12 protein-coding genes are annotated in these 13,250 nt (G+C 46.2%); 5 read left to right on the top strand and 7 right to left on the bottom strand.

The annotated features are described in order from the left end of the window. Positions 1 to 23 precede the first annotated feature (23 nt). From KNO87_RS12805 to KNO87_RS12790, 4 genes are all read right to left on the bottom strand, one after another. Positions 24 to 581: a GNAT family N-acetyltransferase gene (locus tag KNO87_RS12805; protein WP_214790688.1), complete on the bottom strand. Its 558-nt coding sequence runs from the start codon at positions 579 to 581 to the stop codon at positions 24 to 26. 71 nt (positions 582 to 652) lie between these two features. Next, positions 653 to 967: a DMT family transporter gene (locus KNO87_RS12800; protein WP_214796322.1), complete on the bottom strand. Its 315-nt coding sequence runs from the start codon at positions 965 to 967 to the stop codon at positions 653 to 655. Beyond that, the gene (locus KNO87_RS12795) at positions 964 to 1,308 is read right to left on the bottom strand and encodes a DMT family transporter (protein ID WP_214796320.1); all 345 of its coding nucleotides are present in this window, start codon (positions 1,306 to 1,308) and stop codon (positions 964 to 966) included. The genes KNO87_RS12800 and KNO87_RS12795 overlap by 4 nt, the downstream gene beginning before the upstream one ends. Beyond that, the gene (locus KNO87_RS12790; protein ID WP_214796318.1) at positions 1,301 to 1,882 is read right to left on the bottom strand and encodes a TetR/AcrR family transcriptional regulator; all 582 of its coding nucleotides are present in this window, start codon (positions 1,880 to 1,882) and stop codon (positions 1,301 to 1,303) included. The genes KNO87_RS12795 and KNO87_RS12790 overlap by 8 nt, the downstream gene beginning before the upstream one ends. Positions 1,883 to 1,995: 113 nt before the next feature. Between KNO87_RS12790 and KNO87_RS12785 the strand changes: the two genes are divergently transcribed. Beyond that, on the top strand, positions 1,996 to 2,778 hold the full coding sequence (locus KNO87_RS12785) for an alpha/beta hydrolase (RefSeq protein WP_214796316.1): 783 nt from the start codon (positions 1,996 to 1,998) through the stop codon (positions 2,776 to 2,778). A 46-nt stretch (positions 2,779 to 2,824) separates the two neighbouring features. Here KNO87_RS12785 and KNO87_RS12780 read toward each other — a convergent pair whose 3' ends face one another. Continuing rightward, the gene (locus KNO87_RS12780; RefSeq protein WP_214796309.1) at positions 2,825 to 4,063 is read right to left on the bottom strand and encodes an aminopeptidase; all 1,239 of its coding nucleotides are present in this window, start codon (positions 4,061 to 4,063) and stop codon (positions 2,825 to 2,827) included. A gap of 113 nt (positions 4,064 to 4,176) precedes the next feature. Here KNO87_RS12780 and KNO87_RS12775 point away from each other — a divergent pair, with 113 nt between their 5' ends. From KNO87_RS12775 to KNO87_RS12765, 3 genes are all read left to right on the top strand, one after another. Beyond that, positions 4,177 to 4,584, top strand: coding sequence for a YkvA family protein (locus tag KNO87_RS12775; protein WP_074033005.1), 408 nt, complete (start codon positions 4,177 to 4,179; stop codon positions 4,582 to 4,584). 75 nt (positions 4,585 to 4,659) lie between these two features. Next, positions 4,660 to 5,526 carry a YitT family protein gene (locus tag KNO87_RS12770; protein ID WP_214796307.1) on the top strand — a complete coding sequence of 289 codons (867 nt, stop codon included), beginning with the start codon at positions 4,660 to 4,662 and terminating at the stop codon, positions 5,524 to 5,526. A 114-nt stretch (positions 5,527 to 5,640) separates the two neighbouring features. After that, entirely contained in the window at positions 5,641 to 8,256 is a 2,616-nt protein-coding gene (locus KNO87_RS12765) for a putative bifunctional diguanylate cyclase/phosphodiesterase (RefSeq protein ID WP_214796305.1), read from the top strand. Positions 8,257 to 8,278: 22 nt separating this feature from the next. Here KNO87_RS12765 and KNO87_RS12760 read toward each other — a convergent pair whose 3' ends face one another. Then, positions 8,279 to 10,348 carry an alpha-amylase family protein gene (locus tag KNO87_RS12760; RefSeq protein ID WP_214796303.1) on the bottom strand — a complete coding sequence of 690 codons (2,070 nt, stop codon included), beginning with the start codon at positions 10,346 to 10,348 and terminating at the stop codon, positions 8,279 to 8,281. Between the two features lie 151 nt (positions 10,349 to 10,499). On the opposite strand from KNO87_RS12760, the gene KNO87_RS12755 reads away from it, so the two are divergent. Continuing rightward, a complete protein-coding gene (locus tag KNO87_RS12755) occupies positions 10,500 to 11,123 on the top strand; it encodes a hypothetical protein (RefSeq protein WP_214796300.1) in 624 nt (207 codons plus the stop codon). Positions 11,124 to 11,166: 43 nt separating this feature from the next. Here the strand turns inward: KNO87_RS12755 and KNO87_RS12750 are convergent, their stop codons facing one another. Then, the gene (locus KNO87_RS12750; RefSeq protein ID WP_214796298.1) at positions 11,167 to 13,209 is read right to left on the bottom strand and encodes a heavy metal translocating P-type ATPase; all 2,043 of its coding nucleotides are present in this window, start codon (positions 13,207 to 13,209) and stop codon (positions 11,167 to 11,169) included. Between the last annotated feature and the right edge of the window lie 41 nt (positions 13,210 to 13,250).

Below are 13,250 nucleotides of genomic sequence, written 5' to 3'. Positions count from 1 at the left end.
TTTAAAAGTTTTTTGTACTTTTTTTAACGCGTCATTTGTTGGCGGTCGATATGCCGGCAGAGGCGTTCCAAATCACCTGCATAAACAGATACGAGCATGTTCTGGTATAACGTGTCGCGGTCCCAATGAAGACCGTTCGCTTTCGCCACGCGCTGAGACGGAACGTTATCTGGATGAATGAGCGAAATGATTTCCTTTTCCCCTTCGGTAAAGGCATACTGCATCAACCGCGCAGCTGCTTCACGCCCGTAACCCATGTGCCAATGCTTTGGTGACAACCAATAGCCGACTTCTAACTCAAGTTTGCCATCTAAATCATGGAGCAGTGTACCGGCATGACCAATCGGTTCATCACTTTCGAACGTCATCAACTTCAATAGCCCCGTCTGGCGTCCTGTTTCATACCGGGCCAATTGACGTTCGAACCATTCGATTGTTTGTTCGTCTGTATACGGTCTCCCGTCCGGACTGATGAAGCGCATCACCCGAGGATCTTGGAGAAGCGACTTAACAAAATAGAAATCAGAGATTGTGTACGGTTCAAACCGCAAACGTTCGGATTGCAACTCAACAAGATGCATCGTTTTCCGCCCCTTTCTTCCATCTCATAATCTGAATTATTCAATTCCCGTTTTCAGCTTGTTTCAATCCTTTACGATACAACTTTTAATCCGATCACACTGCCAATAATCATCATCAAATAAAAAATGCGCCAACGACTTCTTGATTCATTTAAATAGAGCATACCTAGAATGACGCCACCTGCCGCACCAATCCCGACCCAAATGGAATAAGCCAGACTTAACGGAATATCTTCAAGTGATTTCGATAACCAATAGAAACTAAGCGCGAACGACAAAATCGACAATACCGACCATTTTAGAATTTGATACCCTTTTGATTTTCCCATAAAGAAGACGGCCGTCATCTCAGCAATGCCTGCACCAATCAAAAATACCCAACTCATGCTTCTTCCCCTCCTGTCACTTGCTTCAATCCGATGATGCCGATGATCAACGTCGTCACAAGCAAGAGCTTCCAACCACTGAGCGCCTCATCAAAAAGAAGAGCACCGACAATCACCGTACCGACCGCTCCGATTCCCGTAAAGACGGCATAGCCGGTACCTGCTGGGAGAACCCGGAATGCTTTGGCTAACAAACCGAAACTGACAATCAACAGAACAATCGTCCATAGCGTCGGAACAAGCACCGTAAATCCTTCCGATAGCTTCATCGTCGTAGCCCATATGATTTCTAGCAATCCTGCGAACAAGAGAGAAATCCAAGCGACTCTTTCCTTATTCATTCCATCCCACCCCTTTCTTAAAGATTCGGAAGGCGGCTCGTTGTCGCATCTCCCTGTCATCTTCAAACGTAAACAAAGACAGCAAAGCGCCGTCTAAAAAACAATAGTATGCAGCATAAAGTTCATCGAGTGGCTGCGACGGTAAATCTCCACGCTCCATCGCAAGACGGAACTGTTCTTTTTCAAATCCTTTTAGCTCCGTCTCCACTTTTCCAATGACTTCTTCGATATAATCCCGAAATTCTGGAGGTGGTACGAGTAGCATTCGTTTCGTCAACATCCACGTCTCATGATCGCTAAAGAATGACGTGAGTGTACGCACAATCGAATCAATCCGTTCTAAAGGGGATCGATTTACGGTATCCTCGCACGTTTGTCGCCAAGCCTTTTCGTAACGATTCGCCATATCGGTCACGACTTGCTTAAACAGTTGCTCTTTCCCATCGATATGGGCGTATAAAGAAGCTTTACGAATCCCTACATCTTCAGCTACTGCCGCGAGTGACAATCCTTCATATCCTTCACGGGCAAACCGCGTTCGCGCAGATTGCATAATCTTATCTTTTGTATTCACCAGTCTCACTCTCCTCCCGACCACTTTACCTAACGAACGGTAGGTAGTCAATGTTGGTGATTGTCATTTCTTTCTTGATTCTCCACAATACAAGATGAAAGAGGTGAAAAAAGATGATTGAACAATTGAACGTGTCCATCCCAACAGAGAAGATGCGTGGTCAAAAACGGATTGTCCGCGTGTTTCGGCCAGACTGGGTCGATACCGACACCCCACTGCCCGTCCTTTATATGCATGACGGGCAAAACGTATTCTCCGGAAGCACTGCTACATATGGAGAAGGCTGGGAGATTGACCGTTGCATCGATACACTCCGACTCCCCCTTATGGTCGTTGCCATTGCGAGCGCTCCGAACTGGTTGGACCGCTATGACGAGTATTCGTACGAGGAAGATGAGATGTTATATCGCCGTATCGGACCCGAACTTGCGAAAACACGACCGACACTTGGTGGCCAAGGTCGTATGTATACAGATTGGCTCATGAAGGAGTTAAAACCACGAATCGACAAGGAGTATGCGACAGACCCAGACGATGTCGGTGTCATGGGGAGTTCGATGGGAGGGGTCATCTCTTTATATATGATGGCGACCTACCCTTCCATCAAAAGAGTCGGCTCTCTCTCCACCGCCGCTTGGGCGAACCTCGATCCTTTAATCCAGGCGTTACAACAAGTGGACTTCACAGGGAAACTGTATATGGATATCGGGACGAATGAAGAGAGCGGACCAATCACATCGAAAGATTATTTGTTTACGAATGCCAAACTCGTCGAAGTGATTGCGCAAAAAGGCATTGCCTTCCGTTACGAAGTCGAGCCGGATGCAGTTCATAACGAGTTAGCTTGGCGCCGCCGTTTGCCCCACGTCCTTCGTTATTTATACGACGTCACATGAAAAAGAGCGAATTCCGGTTTCGGAATTCGCTCTTTTGTTCTTTTACTTAGATGACCCAGTTCCCGTCACGCATGATTGCTTCACGCGTGCCGTCTTCTCGTTCGCCATCGATATTCATTTCTGCTGACCCGATCATGAAGTCAACGTGTGTCATCGAGTCATTCGCACCGTTCGCCGCGAGTTCCTCTTGTGACATCGAAGGGCCACCTTCGAGACATGTCGAGTATGCACGACCTAATGCCAAGTGACACGATGCATTCTCATCAAATAACGTGTTATAGAAGAGAAGACCTGAGTTCGAGATTGGAGAATCATCTGGAACAAGTGCGACTTCACCGATACGGCGAGCCCCCTCATCCATGTTCAACAATTCATCCAGAGCCGCTTGTCCTTTTTTCGCTTCCGCTTTGACGACTTTCCCACCTTCAAACCAAAGCGTGAACTCGTCAATCAAGTTTCCGCTGTAGCTGAGCGGCTTCGTGCTCGACACGTGACCTTCCACAGAATCTTTATCTGCGAGCGTGAATACTTCTTCTGTCGGCATGTTGGCGATAAAGTCGATGCCATCGACGTTTGGACCGCCACCGCCAAGGAAGACGTGCTTCTTCGGAAGTCCGATTGTCAGTTCAGTGCCTGGTGCGCTGTAGTGCAACTTCGCATACTTTTTCTCAGTCAACAGCTTCGCACGGCTACGAAGTGATTGATCATGTGTATCCCACGCCGCGACCACATCTTCTTGGTCCATACGTGTAGCTGCGAAAATCGCTTGCCACAACGCGGCGACCGCATCTTCACGCCCCGGGAATACTTTTTCAGCCCACGCCTCTGACGCACCTGCGACGATTGACCAACTCACGTTGTCACTCATCACATATTGACGCCACTTCGCTAGCGCTTGTCCGGCTGCACGGTTCGCATCCGAGATGCGCGACGATTCAACACCGTTCAAGGCATCCGGATCATCACTGACGATTGACAAGAAAGCTGTTTTTTCTTCAGCCAATTGCTCAAAACGAGCTTTCAACCAATCCGGAAATTCTTTGAATGAGTCTGCTGGTGCATCAAAATATCGAATTTTCGATGTCTCCTCATCGCTCCAATTGACAAACACCTGCTTCGCACCAGCCGCATACGCAGCTTTCACCACATGACGGACAAGTGGTGCCTGGCTAATATCGGCACGTACTTCTAGCTGTTGCCCCGGTTGAATATTGACACCCTTTTTCACAGCTAGCTCTGCATAGCGTGCGAAATCTGCCTCTGTCGGCATAGAAATCATAGACATATGTATCGTTCCTCCTTTTCAGTTATCTTTATTTTCTTAAATTTCAGGAAAAGTTGCAACCGATGCGCAAAAACGGGCATATTAGTAGATGAAGAATGAAGGAGGAATTTACTATGGCAGATTGGAAATCAACGTACACACACTTTTTAAAACAAGCGAAAGAAGACATTCATGATCGAGAACAACTCGGTGACTTACTCGTCCAAGGTGAGCGCGCGCTCGCAAAAGTAACCGTGGACGTGGCATCAAATGAAATCAGCAACATCGAACGCGAAGAAGAACTGACACTCTACTTCCAGATGAAACAAATGTTGAATATGTTGCGTGCCCTGTATAACGATCAATTTGAAATGCAACCTGACAAACAAGAAGAGCTCGTTGCAGCCATTCTGTACTTCGTTTCACCGTTCGATGCGATTCCAGATGACGTGCCGCTCGGACTTTTTGATGACGCTCAAGTCATCGACTACGTGCATGAACAATTAGCGAGTGACATCGACCGATTCCATAACGAATTGTGACTTGAAATGATACACGAGTAGCAGTACGCTAGCAGAAGACTTACCAAAAGGAGGCGTAAGGCCTAGCCATTATCTATGTATGCTAAATCTCGAAAACGGGTTGCCCTTGAAACGGTACTGTTCATCATTGCCGGGACAATCCTTCAGTCTGTCTTTGTCAGTTTACTGCTCAAACCGAATGAGATTGGTTCCGGGGGAATCGTCGGAATCACGTTGATTACGAACGAGCTATTCGGAACGCCAATTGGGATGACGCAACTCGTGCTCAATATCCCACTCTTTATATTGGGGTTGAAATATTTAGGGAGACGTTTTATTTTGATGACAGGAATCGTCGTCGTGCTCTCTTCCATTTTGATTGATAGTTTACCGGTTCTCATTCCACCGACTCCACTTGATGATCCGCTCGTCGCTTCGGTATTCAGCGGAATCGTCTCGGGGCTCGGACTCGCACTTCTCCTGTTCGCAGGCGCTTCTACCGGGGGACTCGATATTTTAGGAAAAGTCATCTATATGAATAATCGAAATTTATCACTACCGAAAATCTTTTTAACACAAGATATCATTGTTTATGTATTAGTCTTCATCGTCTTCGACATTAAAGCTGTTATGTATGCACTTGTATTAAGTTTTGTCCGTTCACGAACGTTACTCACGATTCACAAGTTCTTCTCCGCTCAAAAACAATGTTTTATCATTTGTCAAAAAGCGGATGAAATTAACTTGGTCATTAAACAGAATTTAAAACGTGGGGTCACGATTATGGATGCGACAGGCGGGTACTCGAACGACTCGAAAAAAATGCTATACGTCGTCGTCCAAAATAATGAAATTCCACGCCTTCGTCAAATCGTTTCTGAAATTGATTCTGAGGCATTTGTCACCGTGTCAGAAATTGATTCCATCGTCGGGAACTTCAAAGAGCACTCGTATACACTATAATTTCAACATATTCGACAACAATCTCGTATTGTTGTCGATTTTTTGTGTAATCTTCGGTCACCTGTTCCGATAATAAATAAGAGACCCATATATATAAAGAAGGAGGTGCATGAGTTGTCTGTTTACTCGTTGCGCCAATACGTTCCGGCGATTCTCATCGGAACTTTTTCTACCGGACTTTTATTTTTATTTTTGACCCCTCATGATCTGCGAAACATCACGTTACTCATCTATCACCTCGTCATTTCAGGAGCTGCAATTCTACTGAGCGGAGTGGCGATTTTTAAACATAAAGGGATGCGACGGTTTATCCACGTTTTGATCAGTGCGGGAAATGTATGCTTCGCCCTGTATTTACTGATGCATTACGATTCGACAGGTGCCAATACACAATCGCTGTTGTTCCTGCAAAATTTCTTTTACTTAATCATGGCTTTAATTGTCATCACCCAATCGATTGAGATTCGAACGTTGAAACTACGCACGTTCGACCTGTTTGCTTTATTTAGTTTCCTTGCAATCGGTGCACTACATATTTGGTTCTACGCCACACAAGATGTATCACTCGTGTCTCAGTTGAGTGGTTTTGAAGAACAAATGCTACTGATTAGTCTCTACATGATGCTTTCATTCTTATACTTGAATCGGGTCGTCTCGGCCGGTCAACAATTCCGAATTCTTGTACTCGTCGGAATTTTAGCCTTCACGATTGCCTCGATCGCGAACACGCTCTTCGTGTTTTCGGGCATCACACATGAACTGATCCATCTCATTCAAGTGAGTAGTATTCTCATGATTTCAATCAGTTATTGGGTCGACGATGTTTCCGAAGACGCCCTCGCCTATGATTCCATTTTGGATTACGTTTTGTATAGCGTGGTCGTGATGCTATTCTTGCTCGCTTCAGATCGTCTTCTTGGTACGTCTGTATTCGACTCGATGATTGCGAATGCCGTACTTCTATTGCTCATTCGCCAGTTTGTCGTTTCAAAACAGAACGCGCTCATCAGTCATCGCCTCCATACGGTCAACACAGATTTAGAAGTCGCCGTATCGACGAAAGCACACGAACTTGAAATTCGTGAGCAGCAATATCGTTCACTCTTCGCCTACCACTCAGAACCAATCTTTTTATTCGACTTACATGGCGAAGTATTATCGGTCAACGAGGCCGGCAGTTCGATTCTCGGATTGACAACCGACAAGTTACTCGGATCAAATATCCTCGATATCATCGAATCAAAAGACCGTGCACCGTATACAATCATTCTTCAAGAATTAACGAACGGTCGACCGAGAACAATCGATGTGCGCATCATGACCGAAGAAGGCGAGACACGTGTCTGGCAACTCGTCAACGTCCCAATGATTATCGATGGAGAAGTCGAAGGGATCTACGCCATCGCGAAAGACATCACGCAGATGATTGAACAACAAGAACAAATCTTGTATCAGGCAAAATTCGATAGTTTGACAGGACTTCACAACCGATATGCGCTACAAGAACAAATCGAACGATTGATTGAGGAAGGTCGCACGTTCACGCTCATGTTCTCTGACTTGGACGGGTTTAAAGAAATCAACGACCAGTTCGGTCACCACATGGGAGACGAGCTTTTGCAACATATCGGAAAGCGCCTACGGACCGCACTCCTTCCAAACGAGTATGCCGGACGTCTAGGTGGTGATGAATTCATCGTCGTCGCTGAACATGGTGACGATGAAATGCTGACAGAACGCTTGCGACGTCTCGTCTATCGCCCGCCTTATTACATGGCCGGAACGCTCGTTGAAGTGCATGCCTCGATTGGAATCGTCCGTTTCCCGGAGCATGGAAAAAAATTAAAACACTTGCTCTCGAATGCCGACTTGGCGATGTATCGCGCGAAAGATAATGGTCGGGACGAGACCGTCATGTTCGAACCGGAGTTACGGGAAGACAAGGAAGAACGAAAAGTGTTGATGGAAGGGCTCGATACCGCACTTGAAAAAGGAGAAATCTCACTTTTCCTTCAACCTCAAGTCGATGCGTCTACGAAGGCAGTCATCGGAGCAGAGGCCCTCATGCGTTGGCAACATAACGGGACGTTCATCCCGCCAAGTCAATTCATTCCGATTGCTGAAGAAACTGGTCATATTCATGATTTAGGTCGTTGGATGATTCATGAGACATTCCAGTTGCTTCATGTGTTTGAGCAAGGAGACATTCATTTACCGAAGCTCTCGGTCAACTTGTCCGTTCGTCAGTTATTCGATGAACATTTAATCGATTACTTGAATACGTTGTTCGAACGATTCCCGATCGATCCGTCACGACTCAATTTTGAATTGACCGAAACGGTCGCTGCCCATCATTCAGACCGTGTTTTGAATCGAATCTTAGAATTAAAATCACTCGGCATCAAACTCTCGATTGACGATTTTGGGACAGGATATAGTTCACTCGCTTATCTCGTCCGCTATCCAATCGATGAACTGAAAATCCCTCGTGAATTCACGATGCAACTCGAAGAGAACCGTGAATATCAAATGGTCACGACGACCATCGTTGCGATGGCAAGACAACTTGGTATGGCGCTCGTCGCTGAAGGTGTGGAAACCGAATACCAAGAGACGTTCCTCCGTAAAATTGGATGTGACTCCATGCAAGGATATCGTTATGCAAAACCGATGCCACTTGATGAGTTCATCATTTATTACATGAAACACACAACGCCCTGGACCGAATGATGTTTCGGTCTAAGGCGTTTTTTTATTTCATCTCATATACTTTGACTTCTCCTGGTTTCAGGTCGATGTGAAGATTCCATTGTTCATCGAACGAATGCTCCGCATACGGCCACGAATTCGGTGAATACACCATCTCTGCGAAACGACTCGCGTTCCAATTTCGACGACGTACCCCATCGAGAGAGATGACTCCTCGCAACGGTTCCCACACATTCGTATTCGCTACAACGAGCAACGTATCGTTCGTCTCCGGACGTAACCAGGCGAATCCGATAAACGGTGCGAACGGTTCATTTAAGATGAGTGGTTCAAAATGGTTCGGGTCGACGAGTACATCGAGCCAACGATGACGAATTTCCGCCACTTGATGCATCACTTCAATCATTTCATCTCGCTCCGGGTGGTCCCAATGGAACTGATACGCATCAAAAAATGCGAGTTTGCCGAAATATGGGTCTGTCGGGAAGAGTTGGTACGCTTCTTCCGGACGGCAATCGAGCCCGGTATTCATCGGCTGCGTCTCGTATAGTTCGAGTCCAGAGTTTGTCATCGGGACACCATTTGGCATAAAGCCGTTTAAGACTGTCAATAACCGACTTGCTTGTCGCCCGCCTTCTCGCGTAGCTAGGCGACGCGTATCTGCTGTTTCGCCTGCCGCAAATACCGGAAGTGGTAAAAAGCGAGAGTCGTATAAAAATTGATGCGTCTCATGTGTTTGGAATCGAGGTTCTTTATAAAACCCGTATCCGATGATCATGTTATAACCGGCATCTTTCGCCGCCCAAGCTCCTGCTTCAATCAATTCTTCCGCGATGAAGCTGAAGTTCGAATCAAGGGAGCGTGGTTTCGCTAAAATTCGCTGTGCCAAATCGACAGGAAGAGCATGCCCCATATCGATACGGGCCCCATCGATGCCATATTCACGTTGATAATGTGGAATGATATCGGCGAGCATTTCCCAGAGCGGCTCATTGATGATATTTCCTCGGAATTGATTGGACTTGATTGAATCAAACAAAATATAAGGCGCGATGTTCGCATCGTTCACGTAAGGTGCCGCCGCAAGTGGATGGTCTAAAAAGAGACGGAAATAAGTCACGTCCGACCAAGGCGGTTGTGGATCGTTGATACAGTCCGAAAAGGCAGGAGCTGTCGTCAATCCAAACTCTCGTTCAATCGTTGCCAATACGTTCTTTTCTGGATGTTCAATCAAGTAAGCACGTACTCGCTCCCATTTTTCAGCATCCAGCAAGTTCGGAGCCATCGAGAATCTCCGTAAGTGTTGCCATACATCTTCCGAGTTGTACACCATTGGCAAGAAAGCAAATTCAGGCTTCACATTCTCTCCAATACCCGGCACAGATGGTGGATGGTAATAATCGACTTCGGCTAACGGAATCCAATAGAACCACTCTGGATTTTCAAGGATGAGTCGATTGTCTCGCGCACACGTCCGAGGGATGACATCGATGACGACACGAATCCCTACCATGTGACAAGCTTCCACAAATGCTGAAAATTCTTCTTCGACAGTCATCGCATCACTGGTTAACGTTTCCTTTAATTCTTCATCAATGGCGAAGAAATCTTGAACGGCATAAGGAGATCCGAATTCACCTTTCTTATTTTTATGACTATGTTGCGAAATTGGTAATAGGAATAATGTATCAATTCCCATATAAAGAAGATGTGGAATGAGTGCAAGCGCTTTCACAAATGTGCCCGTGTCTTTCATTCCAAATGAGTTCTCCATCTCCACATAACCTGATCCGTCATGATCCCAGGAAGTAGATGTACGAACCTGCATCGAATAGACAGAGGCACGCTTAATCCAATCGCCACCTGTCTGTAAATGACCATCGGCACTGGCGATGGAAGTACGATATTCTCGATTTTCCACTGCATATGGAAGAATGGCTTTTTCAATCGTTTCGATTAAAAAATCGTACGGATTCACACGCTCGACCCCGTCACGAATCGGTTCGGAAGAAAAACGCATGCGATTCCATAAACTTGGAATCTCGTAGGTAAGGTGTGTGCGTTGATCTTGTAACACCTGGTATAACTTGTGTAACGATGAATTCTCTGACATATTGACTCTCCTTATGCATCTAATGGTCTTCTGGTGGATAAAGTTCTTACACTAATTGATTATACATTTACCCGTTTTTTCCTTTTTCAAAAAAATATTTTCTGTCGATTTTTCTGAAATCATGTACGATGGAATAGAAAGGAGGGTCACGATGTCACAACGAAAGTGGATTCTACTATGGATCAGTCTATCCATTCTGTCCATCTCGATTATTGGTATTTTTATTTTTCAATTGAAAGAGACGAATGAACGTCTAGCAACCATACAAGATGAACAATTCGGCTCTTACGAGGCAATTGAGGATATCATGTATTATAATGTCGAACGAGCAAACGCTATCCGTGGTTTACTAGCCTATGAAGATCGACACTTTTTAGAGATGTACTATAGCATGTCTCGGCAGGCCAAGGCGCTCAAACAATCGGTCATCGATGACCCCGACACACCGAGTTCCGTTATCGATTTACTCGAGAGAGATGCCATATGGGAAAAAGAAGCCGATCGCGTACTCGTCATCTATGAAGAAGGAGATCTCATCCAAGCAACTGCGGTGGCTGAGACGATGACACAGCAACGTCAAACCATTTTAGAAGATTTACGATCGCTCAAGCAGATGCAATATAAAGATATCCAGAAAGAGCTGATTGCAGCAGAAAATCAAGTTTCTTTCTTAACTCAAGTACTGTTTACCATCACGTTTTTATTGATTGCGATCATCGTCATCCTGACTTTTTTGTTGGCACGTATCAAACCCCAACAGGAAACGATCGAATAGGAAAAAGGAGTGTCTCAGATTATGCTGAAACACTCCTTTTTCATCATGAATTCATTCGTAGTAACCTTGTCGCATTCGCAATGGCAAGTAATGCCACACCGACGTCAGCGAAGACAGCTTCCCACATCGTGGCGATCCCGAATAACCCTAAAACCAAGACAAGCGCCTTCGTCCCAAACGCAAAAAAGATATTTTGCCAGACGACACGTTTCGTCTGTTGTCCGAGCTTGATTGCTCGGACAACATCGTTCGGGTCATCATGCATCAACACCACATCCGCTGCCGTGACCGCCGTATCGCTTCCGACTCCGCCCATGACAAGACCGACATCAGCCCTCGCTAACGCTGCCGCATCGTTCATCCCATCTCCGACAAATGCAACTTTACGGGAAACGGTCATCTGTTCAATCGCTTCTACTTTTTCGTGCGGAAGCAATTCGCCTCGCACTTCATCTAGTCCAAGTCGTTCACCGATTGTTGTAGCGACCGCTCGTCTGTCTCCCGATAACATTACCGTCCGATATCCAGCTTCTTTCAATGCTTGAATCGCATCATACGCATCTGACTTCACCGTATCCATCAATTCGATTCGCCCTAACCAACGATTGTTCTTCATCACATGAACACTCGTACCAATCGACGAATCATCAATCGTTTGACCTAACTGCTTCATATAACGGGCGCTTCCGACATAAATATGATCATTCCCGTCACAAGCATGGAGACCATACCCCGGCTCTTCTTGAATCGATTCGAACGCCTGAACGTCTCCGACTCGATTGACAATAGCTTGTGCGAGCGGATGATTGGATGCCCGTTCCACACGGGCCGCAAGGTGCAACAGTTCTTCGGCATGTACCCCTTCTGTCGTCACGACGTTCGTCACTTCAAAGCGTCCTGTCGTCAATGTTCCTGTCTTATCGAAGACAACAGTGTCCACTTCAGTTAACGTGTCTAAGTATTCTCCACCTTTTACAAGAATCCCTTGTTTGGAACCCGCTCCAATCCCACCGAAATAGCCCAATGGAATCGAGATCACGAGCGCACACGGGCAACTAATGACGAGGAAAATGAGGGCACGATATACCCATTCTGACAAGTCACCGACAAACAACGGAGGAACAAATGCTACGAGTGCCGCCATGACGACAACGAAAGGCGTATAGACTTTCGCCAATCGAGTGATCATCTGTTCTGTCTTTGCCTTTTTCCCATTCGCTTCTTCTACGAGGGTAATCATCTTTTGTAGGCTCGACTCGGCGGCGAGCTTCGTCGTTTGGATGACGAGTCGTCCCTCTAAGTTGACCATCCCCGCCAATACTTCTTCACCCGCTCTCACTTGACGAGGAACTGCCTCTCCCGTCAACGAAGCGGTATCGAGCGAACTCGCACCACTTAACACGACACCATCCATCGGAACCAATTCTCCGGCACGGACGATTAAATGTGACCCGACCGACACTTCTTCCGGCAATCGCTCTACTTCTTCCTCACCATCTAGTACCCGAGCGAGCGTCGGTCTCATATTCAACAAAGATTGAATCGATTTTCGAGAGGCACGTACCGCCCGTCCTTGCACGTATTCTCCAAGTTGATAAAACAACATGACCGCTACGGCTTCCGGATATTCGGCAATCGCAAATGCCCCGATGGTCGCAATCGTCATTAAGAATTTTTCATCAAACCACTCTCGGTTCCATACATTTCGTATGGCCCCATAAACGACATCGTATCCGGCCAACCCGTACGCCACAATATAACCCGGGATGGAATCCACCCAAAGAGCAATCGAAAAGATAAAGGCCGCCGCAAGGAATCGCCAAAGGATAAAGTCCCGTTTTTCAGCTGGGTCATCTTCTGCTTTGATAAACTTCGCACCCGGCTCGATTCGTTTCATCGTCTGTTCGATTGACTCGAGCATCGTTTCACGCTCAGAAACATCGATCCATTCAATCACCATTCGACTCGTCGCAAAATCAATTTGACAAGAGGCCACTTCTTCACGCTTCGTGACATCCCTTTCGATTTTAGCTGCACAGTTCGTGCAGGTGATTCCAGATACAGGTAATACATCTCGGTTTTTCATCTTGTCACCCCTAACATTCAAACATTCATTTGAATATATCG

Origin of the sequence: Exiguobacterium sp. s34, from assembly GCF_018617435.1 — a bacterium.
GTDB classification, from domain to species: domain Bacteria; phylum Bacillota; class Bacilli; order Exiguobacteriales; family Exiguobacteriaceae; genus Exiguobacterium; species Exiguobacterium aestuarii.
This window is presented reverse-complemented; position numbering and strand designations above follow the sequence as displayed.